The following is a 23,178-nucleotide window of genomic DNA, read 5'->3' as shown; positions in this document are numbered from 1 at the left end:
TGTATTGCCTTTGAGGCTGCCATCGGGAGCAAGCCCCCTCCCACACTCACTGTATTCACAGGTTCAGATGTGTAAATACAGTCAAATGTGGGAGGGGGCTTGCCCCCGATGAGGCCCGACCTGACCACACATCAAGAGGGTGCATTCAATGTCCCAAGAATACGACTACATCATTGTGGGTGCCGGCTCTGCCGGTAACACCCTGGCGACCCGTCTGACCGAAGACGAAGGCGTCACCGTCCTGTTGCTGGAAGCCGGTGGCCCGGACTACCGCCTCGACTTCCGTACCCAGATGCCCGCCGCCCTGGCGTTCCCGCTGCAAGGCCGTCGCTACAACTGGGCCTACGAGACCGACCCAGAGCCACACATGGACGGTCGCCGGATGGAATGCGGTCGCGGCAAGGGCCTGGGTGGCTCTTCCCTGATCAACGGCATGTGCTACATCCGCGGCAACGCCATGGACTACGACAACTGGGCGAAATTGCCGGGCCTGGAAGACTGGACCTACCTGGACTGCCTGCCGTATTTCCGCAAAGCCGAAACCCGCGACATCGGCCCCAACGACTACCACGGTGGCGAAGGCCCGGTCAGCGTGACCACGCCCAAAGCCGGCAACAACCCGCTGTTCCACGCCATGGTTGAAGCCGGCGTGCAGGCCGGTTACCCGCGTACCGAAGACTTGAACGGTTACCAGCAAGAAGGCTTCGGCCCGATGGACCGCACCGTCACGCCGAACGGCCGTCGCGCCAGCACCGCACGCGGTTACCTGGACGTCGCCAAGAAGCGTTCGACCCTGACCATCGTTACCCACGCCCTCACCGACAAAGTTTTGTTCGAAGGCAAGCGTGCGGTCGGCGTGCGTTACCTGATCGGCGCCGCTGAAGAGCGTGTCGAAGCCCGTGCGCGTAAAGAAGTGCTGGTCTGCAGCGGCGCGATCGCTTCGCCGCAGCTGCTGCAACGCTCCGGCGTCGGCCCGGCCAAACTGCTGGAAAGCCTCGACATCCCGGTGGTCCACGACCTGCCAGGCGTCGGCGAAAACCTGCAGGACCACCTTGAGCTGTACCTGCAATATGCGTGCACTCAGCCGGTGTCGCTGTACCCTTCGCTGCTTTGGTACAACCAGCCGGCCATCGGTGCCGAGTGGCTGTTCAACGGCACGGGTATTGGCGCCAGTAACCAGTTCGAAGCCGGCGGTTTTATCCGTTCGCGTCCGGAATTCGAATGGCCGAACATCCAGTACCACTTCCTGCCGGTGGCGATTAACTACAACGGCAGCAACGGGGTGAAAGAACACGGTTTCCAGGCACACATGGGCTCCATGCGTTCGCCGAGCCGTGGCCGTGTGCAGTTGAAGTCGAAGAACCCACGGGACTACCCGAGCATCCTCTTCAACTACATGGCCACCGAGCAGGACTGGCAGGAATTTCGCGACGGCATCCGCCTGACCCGTGAAATCATGCAGCAGCCGGCGCTGGACCCATACCGTGGCCGCGAAATCAGCCCGGGTATCGAGGTGCAAACCGATGAACAGCTCGACCAGTTCATCCGCGAGCACGCCGAGACCGCGTTCCACCCGTCCTGCTCGTGCAAGATGGGCACCGACGAGATGGCGGTGGTCGATGGCGAGGGTCGCGTGCATGGCATGCAGGGCCTGCGTGTGGTGGATGCGTCGATCATGCCGATCATCACCACCGGCAACCTGAACGCTCCGACGATCATGATCGCCGAGAAAATCGCCGACAAGATCCGTGGCCGCCAGCCGCTACCGCGCAGCACCGCCGACTACTACGTGGCAGGCGATGCGCCAGTGCGTGGCAAGCCGCTGCGTGAAGTGGGGCCGCTGCGCAATAACTGATACACCGCCAACCGATCGTTCCCACGCTCCGCGTGGGAATGCCGCCCTGGACGCTCTGCGTCTGCTCTTGAGGTCGTGACGCGGAGCGTCACAGGATGCATTCACACGCGGAGCGTGGGAACGATCACCTCCCCCTCCTTGATCAGCCCCCCAGCCCCGGCCTACTCTGTTGGCCTGCCCCGCGCTGAGCTGCCCACAAGGAAGGCCCCATGTTCGAACACCACGCCACGCTCAAACAACACTTCAGTGCCCTGCGCACCACCGCCCAATTCTTCTCCCTGCGCTATGTGCGCGAATCCGGCCGGTACCTGTCGGTGCGCAAGAACGTCGCCGAGCCGCCACACCTGAGCCATGACGAAGGCGCCATGCTCACCGTGCGCCTCAACGGCGTCGAAGCTTACGCCGCGACCAATGATCTGTCCCTGGCCGGGCTGCGAGCCGCCCTCGAACGCGCCGAGCAGCAGGCCCGGCGGATCAAGCCCCACGCGCTGCTCGACCTGCGCGAGCAAGCGGTGTCGAGTGACGTTGCCGACTACCTGTCTCCCGACTTCGACCAGCCCTTCCCGTCCCTGAGCGACTGCTACCAACTGCTCGGCGATGAGTCGGCCGCCGTGCCCAGGGATGAGCGCCTGGTGAGCTGGGACGTCAGCCTCGGCCAGACCACGGTCGAACAGATCTACCTCAATACCGCTGGCGCACAATTGCGTCAGGCCCAGCGCTTTGTGTTTCCCGGCGTCAACGTCACCGCCTTCGATGGCAACGACAGCCAGACCCGCACCCTTGGCGGCAGCAACTTTGGCCAGCAAGGCGGGTTTGACGTGATCAGCCGCTTCGGCCTGATCGGCGCCGCGCCACGCGTGGCCGACGAGGCCCTGCAACTGCTGCTGGCACCGAACACGCCCCAGGGTCCGCGTGACCTGCTGCTGATGCCCGACCAGATGATCCTGCAGATCCACGAGTCCATCGGTCACCCGCTGGAGCTGGACCGCATTCTGGGCGACGAGCGCAACTACGCCGGTACCAGCTTTGTGAAGGCCAGCGACTTCGGCCATCTGCAATACGGCTCCAACCTGCTCAACGTGACGTTCGACCCGGACATCCCCGAACAGCTCGCCAGCTACAGCCATGACGATGACGGCAGCCGCGCCAGCAAGCAGTTCCTGATTCGCGAAGGGCTGCTGCTCAAGCCGTTGGGCGGCGCGCTGTCGCAATTTCGCGCGGGGCTGGGCGGTGTAGCCAACAGCCGTGCCAGCAGTTGGAACCGCCCGCCGATCGACCGCATGGCCAACCTCAATATCGAGGCGGGTGACCAGAGCCTGGCCCAACTGATTGGCGGTATCGAACACGGCATCCTGATGTCGACCAATCGCTCCTGGTCCATCGACGACGCGCGCAACAAATTCCAGTTCGGCTGCGAATGGGGCCAACTGATCGAAAACGGCGAGCTCAAGGGCGTGGTCAAGAACCCCAACTACCGCGCCATTTCCGCGCAGTTCTGGCGCAAGCTCAGCGCGGTCGGCGATGCCAGTACCTTCAAGGTGCTGGGCACACCGAACTGCGGCAAAGGCGAACCTAACCAGGTGATCCGCGTCGGCCATGCTTCGCCGGCGTGTGTGTTCAGTAACGTCGACGTATTTGGGGGAGATGCCTGATGAACGACTTCAAGGCACTGGTGGACTGGCTCAAACAGGCCGTCACCGAGCAGGAACAGTTTCACCTCGGCTTTGCTGCTGAAGCGTCCGAGTTCGTGCGTTTCAACCACGCCCAGGTACGCCAGGCCGGCCAGGTGCAGCAGGCCAGCCTCAACCTCAAGCTGATCAACGCCGGTCGCCATGCCGACCTCGGCATCACCCTGGCGGGTGATCCTCAGCTGGACCGCCAACGCCTCGCCACAGGCCTGCAACAGTTGCGCGAAACCTTGCCGTTGCTGCCGCCAGACCCCTACCTGCTGCTGAACCACAACGCCTGGCAAAGCCACAACGAACAACTGCGACCCTTGCCGGAACTGACCCAGGTGCTGCAAGACATCAGCCAGGCCGCCGAAGGCGTGGACCTGGTCGGCTTCTATGCCGCTGGCCCGATCAGCCGTGGCTTTGCCAGCTCCGACGGCGCGTTCGGCTGGCACCAGGCCAATAGCTTCAACTTCGACTTCAGCCTGTTCCACGCCAATGGCGAAGCGGTCAAGGCCAGCTACGCCGGGCACACCTGGGACAGTGCCGAGTTCGCCCGGCGCGTCCAACAGGCCCGCGGCCAGCTTGAGTTCCTCGGCCGACCGTTGCACCCGCTGGCACCGGGACAATACCGCGCCTACCTCGCTCCGGCGGCACTCGAAGAAATCATCAGCATCGTGACCTGGGGCGGTTTTTCCGCCCAGGCCATCGCCAGCAAGGGCAGTTCGCTGCAACGCCTGTATGCCGGGGAACAACACCTGAGCCCGCTGGTAACGGTGACCGAGCAGATCAGCGGTTCACTGAGCCAGGCATTTTCCAGCGAAGGCTACCCGCGCAGTGACGTCACGTTGATCCATGCCGGCCAGGCCGACGGCCAATTGGTCAACTCGCGCAGCGCCGCCGAGTATGGCCTGAGCGCCAATGGCGCCAGCAGCGACGAATCCCCCAGCGCCTTGCAAATGGCCGCCGGTAACCTGGCCCAGGCCGATATCCTCAAGCAGTTGGGCACCGGGTTGTACATCAGCAACCTGTGGTACCTGAACTACTCCGACCTGCCAGCGGCGCGCCTGACCGGCATGACCCGCTTCGCCACGTTCTGGGTAGAAGACGGCGAGATCAAGGCGCCGGTCAGCACCATGCGCTTTGACGACAGCGTGTTCAGCCTGCTGGGTTCGCAGTTGGAAGCGCTGACCGCTGACCGGGAACTGCTGCTGTCGGCCAGTACGTATGGCCAGCGCAACACCGCGTCCAACCTCCTGCCAGGCGCCTTGGTCAAGCGCCTGACACTGACCTTGTAATCCAAGAAAATCCCCTGTGGGAGGGGGCAAGCCCCCTCCCACATTGTCCTGTGTTGATTTCGGACACTTAGCTGAGCCCCTTCCTACCGTTCAATCCCATACTCCGGGCAGCCTGTTGTCGCCCGCAATAAACCTCGTTATAAAAGCTAATGGCATACCGCCACACGACAGGGAGTGTTGCGATGACCCAGGCAAGTTTTGTCATAGACAAGCTGTACAAGCACTACAACGTCCACGTAGAGCAACTGGGCAACGACCCACACAGAAAAACCGTGCTGATGGTCAATGGCGCCCTGTCCACCACGCGCTCCTTTGCCCGCACCAGCAAATGCCTGGCCGAGCATTTCAACGTGCTGCTGTTCGACCTGCCCTTCTCCGGCTATTCCCGCGAGCACAACACCGACCTCGACCTGGTCACCAAGGATGACGAAGTGCAGATCCTGCGGGCGCTGGTGCAGCGCTTTGCGGTCAACCATCTGGTCTCGGCCTCGTGGGGTGGCATCTCCACGCTGCTGACCCTGGCCCATAACCCGCCCTCCATCGAAAGCTCGGTGGTGATGGCCCTGGCGCCGAACCTCAACCAGGCGATGCTCGAGTATGTGGAGCGCGTGCGCGTGTTGATCGAGGCCGATGACAAATCCGCCGTGGGCCATCTGCTCAACGAGACGGTCGGGAAATACTTGTCGCCCCGCCTCAAGCGCAACAACCATCGCCATCTGTCGAACATGGCCACCACCGAGTATCGCCAGGCGCGCTTCCATATCCATCAGGTGCTGGCGCTGGGCGATGGCAACTACCTGCCGGCGCTCAGGCAGATTGAAACGCCGGTGCACTTCCTCAACGGCACGCTGGACGAATACACCCCCGCCGCCGATGCCCGACTGTTCGGCAGTTACGTGAGGCGCAGCAGTTTCGCCGTGGCCGAACACACTGGCCATTTGCTCGACCTGGAGTCCCGCGAGGCGGCGCTGGCGGTGCATCGCGCCTTGCTGGATTTTTTGGTCGGTGAACACGCGGCTTTGTCGGACTTAGACGAACCGCCAGTGGGAAAAGCAGCGACGAATGGCGCATAATCGCCGACACATAGCCTGCTAACAAAAGGGATCCCATGCCGAATCGTGCCCCTCTCGACGCCAAGACCGCCCGCTGGCTCCCCTGGGTGGTAGCGATTGCCTTCTTCATGCAGTCGCTGGACGGGACGATCCTCAATACGGCTTTGCCGGCCATGGCCCGGGACCTGGCGGAAAACCCGCTGCGCATGCAGGGCGTAGTCATTGCCTACATGCTCACCGTCGCCTTGCTGATTCCGGCGTCAGGCTGGATCGCCGACCGCTTCGGCACCAAGAAAATCTTCTTTGGCGCCATCTTGTTGTTCAGCATCGGATCATTACTGTGCGCGCTGTCGAGCAGCTTGAGCATGCTGGTGGGTGCGCGGGTGATCCAGGGTTTGGGCGGGGCGCTGATGCTGCCGGTCGGGCGCCTGGTGGTATTGCGCGCCTATCCCCGTTCCGAGCTGGTGCGGATCATGGGTTTCATCACGATCCCCGGCCTGCTCGGCCCGTTGCTCGGCCCGACCCTGGGCGGCTGGATGGTGCAATACCTGACCTGGCACTGGATCTTCCTGCTCAACCTGCCGGTGGGCATGATCGGCTGCTATGCCGTGTGGAAATTCATTCCCGACCTGCGCGGCAGCGAGCGCACGCGCTTCGATGGCCTGGGTTTTGTGCTGTTCGGCGCGGCGATGGTGCTGATCACCATCGCCATGGAAGGCCTGGGCGAACTGCACTTGCCGCACCTGCGGGTGATGTTGCTGCTGTTCGGTGGCCTGGCGTGCCTGGCGGCATATTGGCTGCGCGCCGGGCATGTCGATAATCCGCTGTTCTCCCCGGTGCTGTTCAAGACCCGCACCTTTGCCGTGGGCATCCTCGGCAACCTGTTCGCACGCCTGGGCAGCGGCGCCCTGCCGTTTCTGGTGCCCTTGCTGCTGCAGGTGGCGCTGGGTTATTCGCCGTCGGAAGCCGGCATGAGCATGCTGCCGCTCGCGGCGGCGGCGATGTTTGCCAAGTCCATCGCCCGACCGCTGATCGAGCGCCTGGGTTATCGCGTGGTGCTCACCGGCAATACCCTGGCCCTGGGCGCGATGCTGGCGAGCATGGGCCTGGTCAGCGAGCAGACGCCCTATCCCGTGCTGCTGGGCATGCTCGCGGTGCTGGGCGCGATCAACTCCCTGCAATTCACCGCGATGAACACCGTGACGCTGATCGACCTCGACGACGCCCAGGCCAGCAGCGGCAACAGTTTGCTGTCGGTGGTGGCGCAACTGTCCCTGAGCCTGGGCGTGGCCTGCGCCGGTGCGCTGCTCGGCGGGTTTACCTTGGAGACCGGCAACGATGGGGTGAACACGGTACTGGGCGCGTTCCAGCTGACGTTCCTCACGGTGGGCATCATGGCCATGCTGGCGGCGGCGATCTTCCTGCAATTGTCGCCAAAAGATGGCAAACGCGTGGTCAGCCGCGAGCACGACCTGGAGCATTGAACGGCGGCTCGTCTAGAACTTGCGGGGAAATTCCCACGAGGCTGGTACACTGCGCGACATTTTGTTTTGCAGAGCCAGTCCCGTGACCACCATCGCCACCGCTTTTAATACTTTGCCCCTGTCCGCCGCCATGCTGGCTAACCTCGACTCGCTGGGTTATGTCGAGATGACGCAGATCCAGGCGCAGAGCTTGCCGGTGATCCTCAAGGGGCTGGACCTGATCGCCCAGGCCAAGACCGGCAGCGGCAAGACCGCCGCGTTCGGTATCGGCCTGCTGAACCCGATCAACCCGCGCTACTTCGGTTGCCAGGCCCTGGTGATGTGTCCGACGCGCGAGCTGGCCGACCAGGTTGCCAAGGAAATCCGTCGCCTGGCCCGCGCCGAAGACAACATCAAGGTGCTGACCCTGTGCGGTGGCGTGTCCCTCGGCCCACAGATCGCCTCCCTTGAGCACGGTGCCCACGTGATCGTCGGCACCCCGGGGCGTATCCAGCAGCACTTGCGCAAAGGTTCGCTGGTACTGGACGGTTTGAACACGCTGATCCTCGATGAAGCCGACCGCATGCTCGACATGGGTTTCTACGACGCCATCGAAGACATCATCAGCAAGACCCCGCCGCGCCGCCAGACTCTGCTGTTCTCGGCCACCTACCCGGTGAGCATCAAGCAGCTGGCCTCCAAGTTCATGCGCGCCCCTCAACAGGTGAAAGCCGAAGCCTTCCACTCCGACGACCAGATCGAGCAGCGTTTCTACGAGATCTCGCCGGAAGAGCGCATGGACGCCGTGACCAAGGTGCTGGCGCATTTCCGCCCGGCTTCGTGCGTGGCGTTCTGCTTTACCAAGCAGCAAGTGCAGGAGACCGTGGATCACCTGACCGCCAAGGGCATTTCCGCCGTTGGCCTGCATGGCGACCTGGAGCAGCGTGACCGTGACCAGGTGCTGGCCATGTTCGCCAACCGCAGCACCTCGGTCCTGGTAGCCACCGACGTGGCCGCCCGTGGCCTGGACATCGACGCACTGGACATGGTGATCAACGTCGAACTGGCTCGCGACTCGGAAATCCATATTCACCGTGTCGGCCGTACCGGTCGCGCGGGTGAGACCGGCATCGCCATCAGCCTGGTGGCGCCGTCCGAAGCGCACCGTGCCCAAGCCATCGAGCAGTTGCAAAAGTCGCCCTTGAACTGGGACCAGCTGGACAACCTCAAGCCGCAGAGCGGCGGCCCGCTGCTACCGCAGATGAGCACCCTGTGCATCGCCGCCGGGCGTAAAGACAAGGTTCGCCCAGGCGACATCCTTGGCGCACTGACCGGCGATGCCGGCATTCCGGGGGCCCAGGTCGGCAAGATCGCGATCTTTGACTTCCAGGCCTTCGTCGCCGTGGAACGCGGGGTCGCCAAGCAGGCGCTGCAGCGTTTGAACGACGGCAAGATCAAAGGCCGTTCGTTGCGCGTGCGGATTCTGTAAGGCTCTTCCATCCAATGAAAATCCAATGTGGGAGGGGGCTTGCCCCCGATTACGGTGTGTCAGTCAGTACATCTGTTACTGATACACCGCCATCGGGAGCAAGCCCCCTCCCACATTTGACTGTATTCCAATTCAGAATTTGTATGAGGACATTGCTGTGCGCTCGACCGAAGTTGTGATCATTGGCGCCGGCGCCGCAGGCTTGATGTGCGCGCTGACCGCCGCGGGGCGGGGGCGCAAGGTGATGCTGATCGACCATGCGAACAAGGCCGGCAAAAAGATCCTGATGTCCGGCGGTGGCCGCTGCAATTTCACCAACCTGTACACCGAGCCGGCCAACTTCCTCTCGCACAACGCGCACTTCTGCAAGTCGGCACTGGCGCGCTATACCCAGTGGGATTTCATCGGGCTGGTGGCCAAGCACGGCGTGCCGTACCACGAAAAGAAACTCGGCCAGCTGTTCTGCGACAACAAGTCCAGCGACATCCTCGGCATGCTGCTCGACGAATGCATCCAGACCGGCGTGAGCCTGCACCTGGACACCTCGATTGAAGCCATCGCCAAGGTCGACCACGGCTACCAGTTGCAGACCACCCTGGGCGAACTGCGCTGCGAGTCCTTGGTGATCGCCACGGGCGGCCTGTCGATCCCGACCCTCGGCGCCACCGGTTTCGGTTATCAAGTGGCCAGGCAATTTGGCCATGAGCTGCTGCCGACCCGCGCGGGACTGGTGCCGTTCACCATCACCGATCAGCTCAAGGACTTGTGCGGCGAGCTGTCGGGCACCTCGGTGGACTGCCTGGTCAGCTGCAACGGCCAGAGTTTTCGCGAGAACATCCTGTTCACCCATCGCGGCCTGAGCGGGCCGGCGATCCTGCAGATTTCTTCCTACTGGGAATCCGGCGACACCGTGGAAATCAACCTGCTGCCCGACCACGACGCCCACGCCTGGCTGCAACAGCAACAGGCCGAGCGCCCCAACAGCGAGCTGAAAACCCTGCTGGGCGAGATTTTCACCAAGAAGATGGCCAATCTGCTGGCGGAGACCTGGTTCGCGTCCAAGCCGATGAAGCAGTACACCCACGCCGAAATCGCCGATATCGCTTCGATGCTCGGCAGCTGGCAGTTGGTACCGGCGGGCACGGAGGGCTATCGCACCGCCGAGGTGACATTGGGCGGGGTGGATACGCGGGAAGTGTCATCCAAGACCATGGAGTCGCTGAAAAGCCCAGGGCTGTACTTTATCGGTGAAGTGCTGGATGTAACCGGCCACTTGGGCGGGTTCAACTTCCAGTGGGCCTGGGCGTCAGGCTATGCGGCTGCGCAGTACGTCTGACTCAACACAGTTAAAAATGTGGGAGGGGGCAAGCCCCCTCCCACATTTGGTCTGTGGTGAGCCAGGGAAATATTTTGCGGGTGGATGTGATCACCACCCTTGCCGTGGCGTCCTTGATAGCTCAATTTAGCGGCATCGTCCCGGAAGACTCCCGACTTCATGTCATCGACCTCGTTCAAGCAGTCCCTGCGGCGCCTGTGGGCACTGGATAAATTCAGCTACAGCATTCGGGTATTCATCGCCCTGACCGGCAGCATGGCGCTGTGCTGGTATCAGGATGAAATGACGCTGTTGATCCCGCTGTTCCTGGGGATTATCGCCAGCGCCCTGGCCGAGACCGATGACAGTTGGCAAGGCCGCCTCAACGCCCTGGCGGTGACGCTGGTGTGCTTCAGCATCGCGGCGCTGTCGGTGGAACTGCTGTTCCCTTACCCCTGGATTTTCGCGGCCTCCCTGGCCCTGGCCACGTTCGGCCTGACCATGCTCGGCGCGCTCGGCGAACGCTATGGCGCGATTGCCTCGGCCACATTGATTCTGTCGGTCTACACCATGATCGGCGTGGACCAGCGTGGCGGTGCCGTCAGTGATTTTTGGCACGAGCCGCTGCTGCTGGTGGCGGGCGCGGCCTGGTACGGCGTGCTGTCGGTGCTGTGGCAGGCGCTGTTTTCCAACCAGCCGGTGCAGCAGAGCCTGGCGCGGTTGTTCCGCGAGCTGGGGCGCTACCTCAAGCTCAAGTCGTCGCTGTTCGAACCGATCCGCCAGCTGGACGTAGAGGCGCGGCGCCTGGAATTGGCCCAGCAGAATGGCCGGGTCGTCGCCGCCTTGAATGCCGCCAAGGAAATCATCCTGCACCGCGTCGGCAACGGTCGCCCAGGCTCGAAGGTCAGCCGTTACCTGAAGCTGTACTTCCTGGCGCAAGACATCCACGAGCGCGCCAGCTCGTCCCATTACCCGTATAACGCCCTGGCCGAAGCCTTCTTCCACAGCGACGTGCTGTTCCGCTGCCAACGCCTGCTGCGCCAGCAAGGCAAGGCGTGCCAGGCCCTGGCCGAGTCGATCCAGCTGCGCCAGCCGTTCATCTATGACGACAGCTTCGCCGAAGCCCTGGGCGATTTGAACGCCTCCCTGGAACACCTGCGCATCCAGAGCAACCCGGCCTGGCGCGGTTTACTGCGCTCGTTGCGCGCCCTGGCCGCCAACCTGTCCACCCTCGACCGCCTGCTCGGCGACGCGAGCAACCCCGACGCCCTGGCCGACGCCACCGACAGCAACCTGCTGGACCGCGCCCCGCGCAACCTCAAGGAAATGTGGACGCGCCTGCGCACCCAGCTCACGCCGACCTCGCTGCTGTTTCGCCACGCCCTGCGCCTGTCCCTGGCACTGACCGTCGGCTACGCCACGCTGCATGCCATCCACGCGTCCCAAGGCTACTGGATCATCCTCACCACGCTATTTGTTTGCCAACCGAACTACGGCGCGACGCGACGCAAGCTGGGCCAGCGGATCATCGGCACCGCCATCGGCCTCACGGTGGCCTGGGCGCTGTTCGACCTGTTCCCCAGCCCGGTGGTGCAATCGATGTTCGCCATCGCTGCCGGCCTGGTGTTCTTTATCAACCGCACCACGCGCTACACCCTGGCCACGGCAGCGATCACCCTGATGGTGCTGTTCTGCTTCAACCAGGTGGGCGATGGCTACGGACTGTTCCTGCCACGCCTGTTCGATACCCTGCTCGGCAGCCTGATCGCGGGCCTGGCGGTGTTCCTGTTCCTGCCGGACTGGCAAGGCCGGCGCCTGAACAAAGTGCTGGCCAATACCCTGACCTGTAACAGCATCTACCTGCGCCAGATCATGCAGCAGTACGCCGCTGGCAAGAGCGACGACCTGGCCTACCGCTTGGCCCGTCGCAACGCGCACAACGCCGATGCGGCGCTGTCCACCACCCTGGCGAACATGCTGATGGAACCGGGGCATTTCCGTAAGGAAGCGGATGTGGGCTTCAGGTTCCTGGTGCTGTCGCACACCCTGCTCAGCTACTTGTCGGGCCTTGGCGCACACCGCGACACCCAGCTGCCGGCCGAGGTGCGGGAGCAGTTGATCGACGGTGCCGGGCACGCCCTGGCGTTGAGCATCGACGAGATCGCCAGTGGGCTGGCGAATAAACAGCCGATTGCGATTCAGAGTGATGAGGAGGAAGCACTGGCGGCGCAGCTTGAGCAGATGCCGGATGAGATCGACGAAGGCCAGCGGCTGGTGCAAACGCAGTTGGCGTTGATCTGTCGGCAGCTGGGGCCGTTGCGGACGTTGGCGGCGCATCTGATCAAGGATACCCGCGCGGCTTAGAACGCCATCGGGGGCAAGCCCCTCTCAAAGTGGAATGCAGTCAAATGTGGGAGGGGGCTTGCCCCCGATGAGGCCCTCACAGGCACTACATCCCATGCGCCTTCATCAACCTGGCATAACTGCCATCCGCCTTCATCCTGGCAATCTCCCGATCAAAGCCGGCCACGATCTGCGCATGCTCAGGGTTCTTCAGGCTGACCAGAATATGCAGGCTGTTCTCGCTCAGCGGCTTGCCCAGGAACTCCACGGCATTGCGCACCCTCGGCGACTCCCGCGCCAGGTAGTAACGCGCCACGTACTCGTCTTCCAGCGTCAGCCGCACACGGCCCGCCGCCAGCATGCGCACGGCCATGGCAAAGTTATGCACAGGGACTTTCTGTAACAGCGCATCCTGGTCGAATGCCGCCGAATAGGCATAGCCTCGCACCACGGCGATGCTTTCGTCGTGCAACTGTTCCAGGCTCTGATAATCAATAGCGTCGTCGCGACGCTTGATAAAACGCACACGGTTGACCAGATATTGCTCGGAAAACTGCCCCAGCTGCGTGCGGGCATCGTCGTACCACGCGTTGATCAGCACGTCGTAGCGCCCATCGCCTACACCCTTCAGCGCGCGCGCCCAAGGCACCTGCTCAAAATCACTGGCGTACCCCGCCCGAGCCAGCGCGGTGCTGACGATATCCGTGGCCAGCCCGCCGTTGACCAAGGTGACATCGGTAAACGGTGGCCAGCCATCCGCCACCAGGCGCAGACGCTGCGCCACCACCGGTTGAGCCAGCAGCAACACTGCAATCAAAGCAACGGCACGAGACAATCGCGGCATGCTTAAAGTCCTTGGCGGGCAGGCGATGGCCTGATAACAGTAGCTCATCAATGAGCGTGCATTGCTTATTACACAAAGAAGTCGGCCGTGCATGCACTGAATGATGGCAAATTGACGCTATTCACAAAATAGCCGGTTTTAGACAGCAGCGCCGGTCGCGCTTACTATCCCTGCCAAGCCTTTGACAAGAGCGCACATCATGACGGTTGATTGGGTCTGCAAACATCACGACGATCTGGGCAAAGAACAGCTTTACGCCATCCTGCGCCTGCGCGGCGAGGTGTTCGTCGTTGAACAGAAATGCGTTTACCAGGACATTGACGGGCAGGACCTGTCAGGCGATACCCACCACTTGATGGCCTGGAACGACAATGAACTGGTGGCCTACCTGCGGCTGCTGGACCCAGAGACCCAGGGCGGCGATGTGGTGATCGGTCGAGTGATCGTCTCGCCATCGGCACGCGGCACCGGGCTGGGACATTTGATGATGGAAGAGGCCCTTAATCAGATCCGGGATATCTGGCCCGAGACACCGATTTTTCTGTCAGCCCAGGCGCACTTGCAGGGGTATTACGGACGGTACGGGTTTGTGGTGGCGGGAGAGGAATACCTGGAAGACGACATTCCACATATCGGGATGCGGCGAGTCTGATGGCCTCATCGGGGGCAAGCTCCCTCCCACATTTGATTTGTGAATACATTCAAATGTGGGCGGGGGCTTGCCCCCGATAGCGTCAGGCCAGGCACTGCAAGCCTTCAGGGATAACCCAATACCCGCTTGATCGACACCAGATTAGCCTCGATCCATCCGCGATCAATCGCACCCCAGTTCCGAATCCGATAACGCCCGGCATGGTTACGGGCGCCATCCTCCTGCTCGAACTCGCACACAATATCCAGATCGGCCAACGCCGCAATCGTATCCTGCGCCGTGCGCCGGGGCATGCCAGTCGCTTCGGTCAATGCAGGGACGCTGCTGGCCAGCCCGCTGTCGATCAAATACGCCACATACAGGCGGCGGTAGAAGCTGCTCTTGGTCTTGCTCACATCCATGGTCAATCGCCTTGTGATTAGGGCTTGCCCTGCAGATCGCGCCAGGTAAGGTACACCCGCAGGTCGAATTCCACCTGGTGGTAGCCGGGCATCATGTGTTCACAGAGTTTGTAGAACGCCTTGTTGTGGTCCGATTCCTTGAAGTGCGCCAGCTCGTGCACCACGATCATGCGCAGGAACTCGGGAGCCGCTTCCTTGAACAGCGAGGCGATGCGGATCTCTTTCTTGGACTTGAGATTGCCACCCTGCACCCGGGAAATCGTGGTGTGCAATCCCAGGGCGCGGTGGGTCAGGTCCAGGCGGTTATCAAACAGCACCTTGTCGATCGACGGCGCATTGCGCAGGTGTTCCTGCTTCAAGGCCAGGGCGTAGCTGTACAGGGCCTTGTCGCTCTGCACGGCGTGCCGCTCGGGATAACGCTGCTCCAGATAGGCGCCCAACTGGTCCTTGGCGATCAGCTGGCGAACTTGCTCCTGAAGGGCAGCGGGATAGGCCTGGAGGTATTTCAACGCGGTCATGGGGTCTGCAACGTGGTTCGGACGGGCGCCAGTGTAGCGAATTCAAAGCGCGTGAGGGTGCGACCAACCGACAACGTCCTCGGCCATCAGCGGCGCCGCCGCCCAGGTGCCCTGGATGAACGAGCAGCCATGGGCCTTGAGCCACTGCGACTGCTCAAGGGTTTCCACGCCCTCGGCGATCACCAGCACATCAAAATGCCCGCACAGCTCGATGATGCTGCGCGCCATCGCTGCATCCCGTGCCGAGCCTGGCAGGCGAGCCACCAATTGCGGGTCCAGCTTGAGGGTGTCGAACGCCAGGTCGCGCAAATGCGCCAGGGAACACCGCCCTGAGCCAAAGTCATCCAGGGCGATACGCACCCCAAGCCCACGCAACAGTTTGAGCTGCTTGGTCGATTCCTCAAGGTTACTCATCAGGCAGTCTTCACTGATTTCCACTTCCAACTGCCGCCCCTGTAACCCGTGCCTTTCGAGGACCTGGCGCAGTTGACTGGCCAGGTTGGGCATATTGAACTGGCTGCTGCTCAGGCTCACGCTCAGCACCAGCTCTTCATCGAACGCCGCTTGCCAGGCCTGGCGTTGGGCGGCGACTTGCTGGTAAATCCAAGTGCTCAACTGGCTGATCAAGCGCGCCTCTTCCAGCAACGGCAAAAACAGACCCGGCGACACATCGCCGACGCTCGGGTGCTGCCAGCGCAGCAACGCCTCGACACCGCGCAAGCGCCCGTCCTCCAGCGACACCTGAGGCTGGTATACCAAGGTGAATTCCTTGTTTTGAATCGCGGTGCGCACACTGTCTTCCAGCATCAGGCGTGAGCGGGCTCGGCCGTTCATTTCTTGGTCGTAATAGCGATACTGCTGACGGCCGGCGCGCTTGGCTTCGTACATGGCGATGTCCGCCGCGCGCAACAAACCGCTCAGGTCCGAGCCACAGTCGGGAAACGTCGCAATACCGATGCTGACCCCAAGCATCACCTCCAGACCGTCGACCTGCTGGCACACCGACACCCGTTCGATCAGTTTTTCCGCAATCTTCGCCGCCTGCTCCGGGAACTCCAGCTCCAGCAAGGCAGTGAATTCATCCCCGCCCATGCGTCCCAGAATGTCGTAGGAGCGCAGGCACGCCTGCATCTGCTCGGAAACCCAGCGCAGCACGCGATCACCGGCGTCGTGGCCCAAGGTATCGTTGACTCGTTTGAAGCCATCCAGATCCAGGTACAGCAACACCAGCGACTGCTCATTGCGCTCGCTGCGCGACAACATGTTGCCCACTGTCTGGTAGAAGCCGCGACGATTCAGCAGCCCGGTCAACGGGTCGGTCACCGCCTGGAACTCCAGTTGCTGGTGCAAGTGACGCACCTCGGACATGTCCAGCACCGTCACCACCATCGCCTTCTGCTCTGCGGGCAAGGGCGCGCAGGACAACGCCACCGGCACCTGTTGACCACGGCTGGTGCGCAAGATGGCATCGTGCAAGCGCCACGTTTCGCCTTTGCGATAGGCCTCATACATCGGGAACCCCAACCAGGCGGGCACATGGGGTTTTTGCAGGAAGCTCAAGAAACTCTCGCCTTGCAACTCCGCCATCGTGGCGTTGAGCAGCCTGGAGATCGCAGGGTTGGCATACTCAATCACGCTGCCCTCGCCCACCACCAGAATGCCTTCGGCCGCGTTGTCCAACACCGAGGCATTGAAGGCGCGGGCGGCTTCCAGGTCATGGCTCAACCGCTGCAGGGCGCGGCGATTATGCTGATGCTCCAACAGCGCCTGCACCTTGGGCTTGAGGATATGCGGGTCGAAGGGCTTGAACAGGTAGTCGATCGCACCGCTGGCATAGCCTTTGAGCACCGCGTCGGGCGACTGTGCATCGGCGGTGAGAAAGATGATCGGCGTCATGCTCGTACGCTGGCTGCCCCGCATCAGGCGTGCCACCTCGAAGCCATCCATACCGGGCATTCGCACATCCAGCAATACCAGATCGACGTCGTGGACCAGTAGCAATTCCAGGGCCTCCAGACCGGAAGCGGCGGTAATGATTCGCCAGTCTTCGCGCTGCAACACTGCACGCATGCTGACGAGATTTTCCGGGTAGTCATCGACCACCAAGAGAACTGAACTGCCGTCGCCGAGGTTTGGAGCGCAATCCATGCTACGTCTCTTCCTTAAGGAACTGCACCGGTCACTTCGGGTACTTTAAACCGGACAAATAATGAGGCCTCACTCTAGCCCCGGTTATAAAAAAGCAGAAGTAACGTCGATGCCATCATTGCGCCAAAGCCGAGGCAGCCGACTAACGGTAAGGCTCTGTAGCCCGCGTACCATGGGCAACATGGCTTTTTGGCATTCTGCTGACGCCAATAAATTGCCAGTCAGTGTTAACAACTTGGTTAACACCACCTATAAAGAACCTGTGCAGCCCTTGGGCTAAAGCTTTCACCCCTCGTAAAAGGCCAACACCATGATCGACCTTTCCACCTGGAACCTGAGCATTCCGGTCGGCTCCCCGCCCACGACCATCGAAACCCCGAAGCTGCTCAACGGCTTCAATGACCAGTACTTCCAGGCCGAAGGCAGCGATGTGCAGTTCTGGACCCCTGTCACCGGCACCCGCACGGAAAACGCCATCTACCCGCGCAGCGAACTGCGCGAGACCTACTCCGACGGGCGCTTGCGCAACTGGACCTACCCCGAAGCCGATAACTTCCTGCGCGCCACGCTCACCGTCAACCAGGTACCGTCCACCGGCAAGGTCGTGATCGGCCAGATCCACGCCTACGACAGTCAGAAACCGCTGATCAAGCTGGAGTACCAGTTCAAGGAAAAAACCCAGACCGGCAACATCGTCGCCAAAGTGCGCATGCGCCCGGACGAATCTGAAAGCCGGGTAATCATCGTTGCCTCCAATGTGCCACTGGAAAAGACCTTCACCTATGTGATCAACCTCAACAAAGCCGGGCTGCTCAGCGTGTACGCGGCCGACAGTGAGTGGAATGAACGCATCGGCGCGGCCTGGGCCGACAAGCCGCTGTACTTCAAGGCGGGGGTGTATGTGCAGGACAACAGTGGGGACAGCAAGGAAGGGGCAAAGGTGACGTTTGCGAAGTTGGATATTGATCATGAATAGGTGGACTGGCCTCAATGCGCGTAGGCCATGTCCGATGAGCGCGAGGGTCATTCCCCAATAAGTGCAGACACTTGAATCCCCTGTGGGAGGGGGCTTGCTCCCGATGGCGGCGTATCAGCTTGCACATGCAGTGACTGACGCACCGGCATCGGGGGCAAGCCCCCTCCCACATTCGCCCTGCTTGGCCTGAGAGGCCGGTGTTCGTCCTACAGCACCGTTGCGGCCAGACAGATCGCCGCTTATAGTTCGCCTCGTCGCTGGCATTGATCGGTGGCAGGGTTTCGCAGCCCTACAGAGTTAATTCCGCACCCGTCAAAAACAGCCCAGGCTCCCGGCCGACGGTCGTCTTTGTTATGGCGGCTGTGCGTGGGAGACCTTCGGGTCTGCCGGGTCTTAACTCCTCGGTCTGCGAACCCGCGTACAGCTGCCACCCAATTTGTTTCGCAGCAAACGGTGGTTATTCTTCTTTCGAGTTAAGGATTTGCCATGAACAACCAACTTCCGCCCCGCCGTTTTTATCCCTGCACTGAGTCCGCGACCGATTCGCCCGTGCTCTTGATCGACAGCGACGCCCCACTGCTCGACCTCCACGCCTGCCTGCGCGAACGCCTCAACGTCGCATTGGAACACCTCAACCTGATGGCCTGCTCCAGCCTGCCGGACTTCGCCGAGCGCGACCTGAACAACGTGGCTAACACTGCGCGTATTTTGGTACAGGACGTGAGTGACGTGTTCCGCGTTATCGAACACCGTGGCTTCGATACTCCCAGCGCTGCCTGATCAAATTCCAAACACAAAAAAGCCCGCATCACTGCGGGCTTCCTTTTAAACGCTGAGGCTTAATTGACCTTGGCGTTCAACTCACCTTTCAAATACCGCTGGTACATCGCTTCCAACGAGATCGGCTTGATCTTCGAAGCATTACCGGCAGTACCAAACGCTTCATAACGTGCAATACAAACATCACGCATGGCGGTCACGGTGGCGCCGAAGAATTTACGCGGGTCGAACTCGCTCGGGTTGGTCGCCATCAGGCGACGCATCGCGCCCGTGGAGGCCAGACGCAGGTCGGTGTCGATGTTGACCTTGCGCACGCCGTACTTGATGCCTTCGACGATTTCTTCAACCGGTACGCCGTAAGTTTCTTTGATGTCGCCGCCGTACTGGTTGATGATCGCCAGCCACTCTTGCGGTACCGAGGAAGAACCGTGCATCACCAGGTGGGTGTTGGGGATGCGTTTGTGGATTTCCTTGATGCGGTCGATGGCCAGCACGTCGCCGGTCGGTGGCTTGGTGAACTTGTAGGCGCCGTGGCTGGTGCCGATGGCGATGGCCAGGGCATCTACCTGGGTCTTCTTGACGAAGTCGGCGGCTTCTTCCGGGTCGGTCAGCATCTGGCTGTGATCCAGCACGCCTTCGGCGCCGATGCCGTCTTCTTCGCCGGCCATGCCGGTTTCCAGGGAACCCAGGCAGCCCAACTCGCCTTCAACCGATACGCCGCAGGCGTGAGCCATGGCCACGGTTTGTTGGGTAACGCGTACGTTGTATTCGTAATCGGTCGGGGTCTTGCCGTCTTCGCCGAGAGAGCCGTCCATCATCACCGAGCTGAAGCCCAGCTGGATCGAGCGCTGGCACACGTCAGGGCTGGTGCCGTGGTCCTGGTGCATGCACACCGGGATGTGCGGGAATTCTTCGATGGCCGCGAGGATCAGGTGGCGCAGGAACGGCGCACCGGCGTATTTGCGGGCACCGGCCGAAGCCTGGACGATCACGGGGGAGTCGGTCTTGTCAGCGGCTTCCATGATGGCGCGCATCTGCTCAAGGTTGTTGACGTTAAAGGCTGGGACGCCGTAGCCGAACTCGGCTGCGTGGTCCAGCATTTGACGCATGCTGATAAGTGCCATTGTGTTGTCTCTCCCGGTCGAGGGTCGTTAATCGTGCAAGCCTGCCGTAGCGGCGGCTGCTATTCAAGTTATTGCAGATCAAGGGGTTGAGCCTTGTGCTGCTGAATCGTTATTGCAGTGTCCGGCTCACAACCTATGTCACTTTGGAACCGGATTTAATGTGGGAGGGGGCTTGCTCCCGATAGCGGTTTGCCAGACACCTGTGTGCTGGCGGACCTACCGTAATCGGGGGCAAGCCCCCTCCCACATTTGGATCTCGTCACATTCGAGACCTTATTGGGCCTTGCAGCCCCGTCCAATCAAATCATCCGTGGCCGTCCAGTAAATCAGGCCTTCCTCACCCTTGGTGTGAAACGCCAGCTGATCATTGCTGTACAGCACGCCCGAAGCCGCCACGTCCTGCTTGAGGCGATAAACCTGGTCGGAACCGCCGAGGCGTACATCCACCTCAGTGCGGGCCGGGTTGGCGAAGCGCCAATTGACCTCGGCCTTGCTGTCGCAGGTCCACGTCGTCCATTTACCTTCCGGCCCAGCCTTGTCGAACATGTTCATGCTGCTGCAACCGGCCAACAAGGCCAGGGTTGCCAGGGCGATAGCGCCTTTCATTGCCAATCCTCGCAGGGCGACACAAGGCCGCCATTGCTGTGGGTTAGTGGATCAGACCCGTCAAGGGCAACCCTGTTCCTGACCGTTGGGCGCGGAGTCGTATTTCTCCAGCCTGTCATTGCCCATGCGCTTGTTGATCACCGGCATGGTCTCGGCTTGCCAGTCGGCCTGGTAGCAGCTTTTCTTCTGCACCGGCCCCGGCTTTTCAGCTTCCGGCGCCGCGCTTGGCGTGCTGCTGCAGCCGGCCAACAGGCCCACTGCTATCACCAGTGCCAACGACTTGATCATGGGACGCTCCTTTTTCCTGATCACGCGCGCCTTAACCTTTGGCTCGGGTTTCCAGCACTTCAACGGCCGGCAGTACTTTGCCCTCGACGAACTCGAGGAACGCACCGCCGCCGGTAGAAATGTAGGAGATCTGATCAGCAACGCCATATTTATCGATGGCCGCCAGGGTGTCGCCACCCCCCGCGATGGAGAATGCCGAGCTTTCAGCGATGGCTTTGGCCAACACCTTGGTGCCATTGCCGAATTGGTCGAATTCGAATACGCCGACCGGGCCGTTCCACAGGATGGTCTGGGAGGCTTTCAACAGCTCAGCGAAGTTGGCTGCGGTTTGCGGACCGATATCCAGGATCATGTCGTCGTCGGCCACGTCAGCGATGAGCTTGACGGTGGCTTCGGCGCTTTCGGCGAATTCCTTGGCGACCACCACGTCCACCGGCAGCGGTACGCTGACCTTGGCGGCGATGGCGCGGGCGGTGTCGAGCAGGTCCGGCTCGTACAGCGACTTGCCCACCGGGTGGCCGGCTGCGGCCAGGAAGGTGTTGGCAATGCCGCCGCCGACGATCAGCTGATTGCAGATCTGGCTGAGGCTGTTGAGTACGTCCAGCTTGGTGGAGACTTTGGAACCGGCCACGATGGCGGCCATCGGTTGCGCCGGAGCGCCCAGGGCCTTGCCCAGCGCATCCAGCTCAGCGGCCAGCAGCGGGCCGGCAGCGGCGACCTTGGCAAACTTCGCCACGCCGTGGGTCGAGCCTTCGGCGCGGTGGGCGGTGCCAAAGGCGTCCATCACGAATACGTCGCACAGCGCCGCGTATTGCTGGGCCAGCTCGTCGCTGTTCTTTTTCTCGCCCTTGTTGAAGCGCACGTTTTCGAACAGCACGATGTCGCCAGGCTTGACGTCAACGCCGCCCAGGTAGTCAGCCACCAACGGTACGTCGCGGCCCAGGGCCTTGCTCAGGTATTCGGCCACAGGTTTGAGGCTGTTTTCAGCGGAGAACTCACCTTCGGTCGGGCGACCCAGATGGGAGCAGACCATCACGGCCGCGCCTTTTTCCAGGGCCAGCTTGATGGTCGGCAGCGAGGCCAGGATTCGCGCATCGCTGGTGACAACACCGTCCTTGACTGGGACGTTGAGGTCTTCGCGAATCAGTACGCGCTTACCTTGCAGATCGAGGTCGGTCATCTTCAACACGGTCATGGGTCGCAGTTCCTGAATTACTGTTGAGGTTGTTTGGAAGCCACTTGCAGATAGTGTTCTGCAACATCGAGCATTCGGTTGGCAAAGCCCCATTCGTTGTCGAACCAGGCCAGGATGTTCACCAGCCTCGGGCCGGAAACGCGGGTCTGGCTGGCATCGACAATCGCCGAATGCGGGTCATGGTTGAAATCGCAGCTGGCGTGGGGCAACTCGGTGTAGGCCAGCAAGCCTTTGAGCGGGCCGCTGGTGGCGGCGTCGCGCAATATCCGGTTGACCTGCGCCGCATCGGTATCGCTCACGGTTTGCATGGTGATGTCCAGACAGGACACGTTCACCGTCGGCACCCGTACCGCTTTGGCCTGGATTCGCCCGGCAAGTTCCGGCAGCAATCGCTCGATGCCACGCGCCAGGCCGGTGGACACCGGAATCACTGACTGGAACGCCGAGCGCGTGCGGCGCAGGTCCTCGTGGTGATAGGCGTCGATCACCGGTTGGTCGTTCATGGCCGAGTGGATCGTGGTGATCGACACGTAGTCCAGGCCGATCGCCTGATCCAGCAGGCGCAACAACGGCACGCTGCAGTTGGTGGTGCACGAGGCGTTGGACACCAGCAGCTCGGCGCCGGTCAGGCAATCCTGGTTGATGCCGTAGACGACGGTGGCGTCGACATCCGCCTCGCTGGCCATCGGCTGGGAAAACAGCACGCGCGGAGCGCCGGCATCAAGAAAACGCTGGCCGTCGGCACGGGTGTGGTAGGCACCGGAGCACTCCAACACCAGGTCGACGCCCAGCGCCGCCCAGTCGATGCCCTCGGGGGTGGCACTGCGCAGTACTTTTACGCAGTCGCCATTGATATGCAGACAATCGTCCTCGACCCGCACTTCGCCAGGGAAGCGGCCATGGGTGGAGTCGAAACGTGTCAGGTATTCGATGCTGGCCATGTCGGCCAAGTCGTTGATCGCAACAATTTCAAACCCTGCCGCCGCCCCTCGCTCGAACAGAGCACGCAAGACGCAACGACCAATGCGGCCGTAGCCGTTGAGTGCAACTTTGTAGGGACGCGGTTGGGGCATGGGGTTCTCGCAGTAGGGGCGACACAAACCACTGTAGGAGCGAGCTTGCTCGCGAAGAACTTGAGAGCGCCGCGTTAAACCAGAAACG

General features: G+C 61.7%; 20 protein-coding genes. 11 read left to right on the top strand and 9 right to left on the bottom strand.

What is annotated here, in order from left to right:
* The first annotated feature begins 148 nt into the window (after nucleotides 1–148).
* The 8 genes from betA (at nucleotide 149) to yccS (ending at nucleotide 12,506) form a co-directional block, all read left to right on the top strand.
* Nucleotides 149–1,855: a choline dehydrogenase gene (betA, locus tag C4J85_RS02030; RefSeq protein ID WP_124365535.1), complete on the top strand. Its 1,707-nt coding sequence runs from the start codon at nucleotides 149–151 to the stop codon at nucleotides 1,853–1,855.
* A gap of 209 nt (nucleotides 1,856–2,064) precedes the next feature.
* Nucleotides 2,065–3,507 carry a TldD/PmbA family protein gene (locus tag C4J85_RS02025; protein WP_124408877.1) on the top strand — a complete coding sequence of 481 codons (1,443 nt, stop codon included), beginning with the start codon at nucleotides 2,065–2,067 and terminating at the stop codon, nucleotides 3,505–3,507.
* On the top strand, nucleotides 3,507–4,823 hold the full coding sequence (locus C4J85_RS02020; RefSeq protein WP_124408876.1) for a TldD/PmbA family protein: 1,317 nt from the start codon (nucleotides 3,507–3,509) through the stop codon (nucleotides 4,821–4,823). The genes C4J85_RS02025 and C4J85_RS02020 overlap by 1 nt, the downstream gene beginning before the upstream one ends.
* Nucleotides 4,824–5,005: 182 nt before the next feature.
* Nucleotides 5,006–5,896, top strand: coding sequence for an alpha/beta fold hydrolase (locus C4J85_RS02015; RefSeq protein ID WP_124408875.1), 891 nt, complete (start codon nucleotides 5,006–5,008; stop codon nucleotides 5,894–5,896).
* A gap of 35 nt (nucleotides 5,897–5,931) precedes the next feature.
* Nucleotides 5,932–7,359 (top strand): multidrug transporter subunit MdtD, encoded by a 1,428-nt coding sequence (gene mdtD / locus C4J85_RS02010; protein ID WP_124365531.1) that lies wholly within the window; start codon nucleotides 5,932–5,934, stop codon nucleotides 7,357–7,359.
* 130 nt (nucleotides 7,360–7,489) lie between these two features.
* The gene (gene dbpA, locus C4J85_RS02005) at nucleotides 7,490–8,827 is read left to right on the top strand and encodes an ATP-dependent RNA helicase DbpA (protein WP_256657486.1); all 1,338 of its coding nucleotides are present in this window, start codon (nucleotides 7,490–7,492) and stop codon (nucleotides 8,825–8,827) included.
* Between the two features lie 157 nt (nucleotides 8,828–8,984).
* Nucleotides 8,985–10,163, top strand: coding sequence for an NAD(P)/FAD-dependent oxidoreductase (locus C4J85_RS02000; RefSeq protein ID WP_124365530.1), 1,179 nt, complete (start codon nucleotides 8,985–8,987; stop codon nucleotides 10,161–10,163).
* Between the two features lie 159 nt (nucleotides 10,164–10,322).
* A complete protein-coding gene (gene yccS / locus C4J85_RS01995; RefSeq protein WP_124369304.1) occupies nucleotides 10,323–12,506 on the top strand; it encodes a YccS family putative transporter in 2,184 nt (727 codons plus the stop codon).
* Nucleotides 12,507–12,591: 85 nt separating this feature from the next.
* Here the strand turns inward: yccS and C4J85_RS01990 are convergent, their stop codons facing one another.
* Nucleotides 12,592–13,329 (bottom strand): ABC transporter substrate-binding protein, encoded by a 738-nt coding sequence (locus tag C4J85_RS01990; protein WP_124365528.1) that lies wholly within the window; start codon nucleotides 13,327–13,329, stop codon nucleotides 12,592–12,594.
* Between the two features lie 199 nt (nucleotides 13,330–13,528).
* On the opposite strand from C4J85_RS01990, the gene C4J85_RS01985 reads away from it, so the two are divergent.
* The gene (locus C4J85_RS01985; protein WP_124408874.1) at nucleotides 13,529–13,981 is read left to right on the top strand and encodes a GNAT family N-acetyltransferase; all 453 of its coding nucleotides are present in this window, start codon (nucleotides 13,529–13,531) and stop codon (nucleotides 13,979–13,981) included.
* Nucleotides 13,982–14,085: 104 nt separating this feature from the next.
* On the opposite strand, the gene C4J85_RS01980 is transcribed toward C4J85_RS01985, so the two are convergent.
* From C4J85_RS01980 to C4J85_RS01970, 3 genes are read right to left on the bottom strand one after another with little or no spacing between them, the layout of a single operon-like run.
* Nucleotides 14,086–14,382 carry a helix-turn-helix domain-containing protein gene (locus tag C4J85_RS01980; protein WP_124408873.1) on the bottom strand — a complete coding sequence of 99 codons (297 nt, stop codon included), beginning with the start codon at nucleotides 14,380–14,382 and terminating at the stop codon, nucleotides 14,086–14,088.
* Nucleotides 14,383–14,399: 17 nt separating this feature from the next.
* On the bottom strand, nucleotides 14,400–14,900 hold the full coding sequence (locus C4J85_RS01975) for a M48 family metallopeptidase (RefSeq protein WP_065937088.1): 501 nt from the start codon (nucleotides 14,898–14,900) through the stop codon (nucleotides 14,400–14,402).
* A 42-nt stretch (nucleotides 14,901–14,942) separates the two neighbouring features.
* Complete coding sequence (locus C4J85_RS01970; RefSeq protein ID WP_124408872.1) at nucleotides 14,943–17,048, bottom strand: bifunctional diguanylate cyclase/phosphodiesterase; 2,106 nt, start codon at nucleotides 17,046–17,048, stop codon at nucleotides 14,943–14,945.
* Between the two features lie 310 nt (nucleotides 17,049–17,358).
* Between C4J85_RS01970 and C4J85_RS01965 the strand changes: the two genes are divergently transcribed.
* Both C4J85_RS01965 and C4J85_RS01955 read left to right on the top strand, forming a co-directional pair.
* Nucleotides 17,359–18,024, top strand: a complete 666-nt coding sequence (locus tag C4J85_RS01965) for a polysaccharide lyase family 7 protein (protein WP_124408871.1) — start codon at nucleotides 17,359–17,361, stop codon at nucleotides 18,022–18,024.
* A 486-nt stretch (nucleotides 18,025–18,510) separates the two neighbouring features.
* A complete protein-coding gene (locus C4J85_RS01955; protein ID WP_124408869.1) occupies nucleotides 18,511–18,804 on the top strand; it encodes a fructose-bisphosphate aldolase in 294 nt (97 codons plus the stop codon).
* Between the two features lie 59 nt (nucleotides 18,805–18,863).
* Here the strand turns inward: C4J85_RS01955 and fba are convergent, their stop codons facing one another.
* The 5 genes from fba to epd all read right to left on the bottom strand — a co-directional run bounded on the left by fba (nucleotide 18,864) and on the right by epd (nucleotide 23,090).
* Nucleotides 18,864–19,928, bottom strand: coding sequence for a class II fructose-bisphosphate aldolase (gene fba, locus C4J85_RS01950; RefSeq protein WP_003177554.1), 1,065 nt, complete (start codon nucleotides 19,926–19,928; stop codon nucleotides 18,864–18,866).
* A 273-nt stretch (nucleotides 19,929–20,201) separates the two neighbouring features.
* The gene (locus C4J85_RS01945; protein ID WP_124369296.1) at nucleotides 20,202–20,534 is read right to left on the bottom strand and encodes an MliC family protein; all 333 of its coding nucleotides are present in this window, start codon (nucleotides 20,532–20,534) and stop codon (nucleotides 20,202–20,204) included.
* A gap of 60 nt (nucleotides 20,535–20,594) precedes the next feature.
* Nucleotides 20,595–20,822 (bottom strand): hypothetical protein, encoded by a 228-nt coding sequence (locus C4J85_RS01940; RefSeq protein ID WP_124365520.1) that lies wholly within the window; start codon nucleotides 20,820–20,822, stop codon nucleotides 20,595–20,597.
* 31 nt (nucleotides 20,823–20,853) lie between these two features.
* Nucleotides 20,854–22,017 (bottom strand): phosphoglycerate kinase, encoded by a 1,164-nt coding sequence (locus tag C4J85_RS01935; protein ID WP_057014011.1) that lies wholly within the window; start codon nucleotides 22,015–22,017, stop codon nucleotides 20,854–20,856.
* A 17-nt stretch (nucleotides 22,018–22,034) separates the two neighbouring features.
* A complete protein-coding gene (gene epd, locus C4J85_RS01930; protein ID WP_124408868.1) occupies nucleotides 22,035–23,090 on the bottom strand; it encodes an erythrose-4-phosphate dehydrogenase in 1,056 nt (351 codons plus the stop codon).
* Between the last annotated feature and the right edge of the window lie 88 nt (nucleotides 23,091–23,178).

The sequence above is a fragment of the Pseudomonas sp. R4-34-07 genome (assembly GCF_003852375.1).
In the GTDB taxonomy this organism is placed as follows: domain Bacteria; phylum Pseudomonadota; class Gammaproteobacteria; order Pseudomonadales; family Pseudomonadaceae; genus Aquipseudomonas.
Note: the sequence above shows the minus strand (reverse complement) of the source record. Positions and strands in the feature narration are given on the sequence as shown.

Excerpts from the sequence above, each read along its gene's own strand:
- C4J85_RS01935 (WP_057014011.1), bottom strand. The coding sequence starts at position 22,017 with ATGACCGTGTTGAAGATGACCGACCTCGATCTGCAAGGTAAGCGCGTA.
- C4J85_RS01980 (WP_124408873.1), bottom strand. The coding sequence starts at position 14,382 with ATGGATGTGAGCAAGACCAAGAGCAGCTTCTACCGCCGCCTGTATGTG.
- yccS (WP_124369304.1), top strand. The coding sequence starts at position 10,323 with ATGTCATCGACCTCGTTCAAGCAGTCCCTGCGGCGCCTGTGGGCACTG.
- C4J85_RS01985 (WP_124408874.1), top strand. The coding sequence starts at position 13,529 with ATGACGGTTGATTGGGTCTGCAAACATCACGACGATCTGGGCAAAGAA.
- C4J85_RS01990 (WP_124365528.1), bottom strand. The coding sequence starts at position 13,329 with ATGCCGCGATTGTCTCGTGCCGTTGCTTTGATTGCAGTGTTGCTGCTG.
- C4J85_RS01970 (WP_124408872.1), bottom strand. The coding sequence starts at position 17,048 with ATGGATTGCGCTCCAAACCTCGGCGACGGCAGTTCAGTTCTCTTGGTG.
- C4J85_RS01945 (WP_124369296.1), bottom strand. The coding sequence starts at position 20,534 with ATGAAAGGCGCTATCGCCCTGGCAACCCTGGCCTTGTTGGCCGGTTGC.
- epd (WP_124408868.1), bottom strand. The coding sequence starts at position 23,090 with ATGCCCCAACCGCGTCCCTACAAAGTTGCACTCAACGGCTACGGCCGC.
- C4J85_RS01940 (WP_124365520.1), bottom strand. The coding sequence starts at position 20,822 with ATGATCAAGTCGTTGGCACTGGTGATAGCAGTGGGCCTGTTGGCCGGC.
- betA (WP_124365535.1), top strand. The coding sequence starts at position 149 with ATGTCCCAAGAATACGACTACATCATTGTGGGTGCCGGCTCTGCCGGT.
- C4J85_RS01965 (WP_124408871.1), top strand. The coding sequence starts at position 17,359 with ATGATCGACCTTTCCACCTGGAACCTGAGCATTCCGGTCGGCTCCCCG.
- fba (WP_003177554.1), bottom strand. The coding sequence starts at position 19,928 with ATGGCACTTATCAGCATGCGTCAAATGCTGGACCACGCAGCCGAGTTC.
- mdtD (WP_124365531.1), top strand. The coding sequence starts at position 5,932 with ATGCCGAATCGTGCCCCTCTCGACGCCAAGACCGCCCGCTGGCTCCCC.
- C4J85_RS02020 (WP_124408876.1), top strand. The coding sequence starts at position 3,507 with ATGAACGACTTCAAGGCACTGGTGGACTGGCTCAAACAGGCCGTCACC.
- C4J85_RS01975 (WP_065937088.1), bottom strand. The coding sequence starts at position 14,900 with ATGACCGCGTTGAAATACCTCCAGGCCTATCCCGCTGCCCTTCAGGAG.
- C4J85_RS02015 (WP_124408875.1), top strand. The coding sequence starts at position 5,006 with ATGACCCAGGCAAGTTTTGTCATAGACAAGCTGTACAAGCACTACAAC.
- C4J85_RS02025 (WP_124408877.1), top strand. The coding sequence starts at position 2,065 with ATGTTCGAACACCACGCCACGCTCAAACAACACTTCAGTGCCCTGCGC.
- dbpA (WP_256657486.1), top strand. The coding sequence starts at position 7,490 with ATGCTGGCTAACCTCGACTCGCTGGGTTATGTCGAGATGACGCAGATC.
- C4J85_RS01955 (WP_124408869.1), top strand. The coding sequence starts at position 18,511 with ATGAACAACCAACTTCCGCCCCGCCGTTTTTATCCCTGCACTGAGTCC.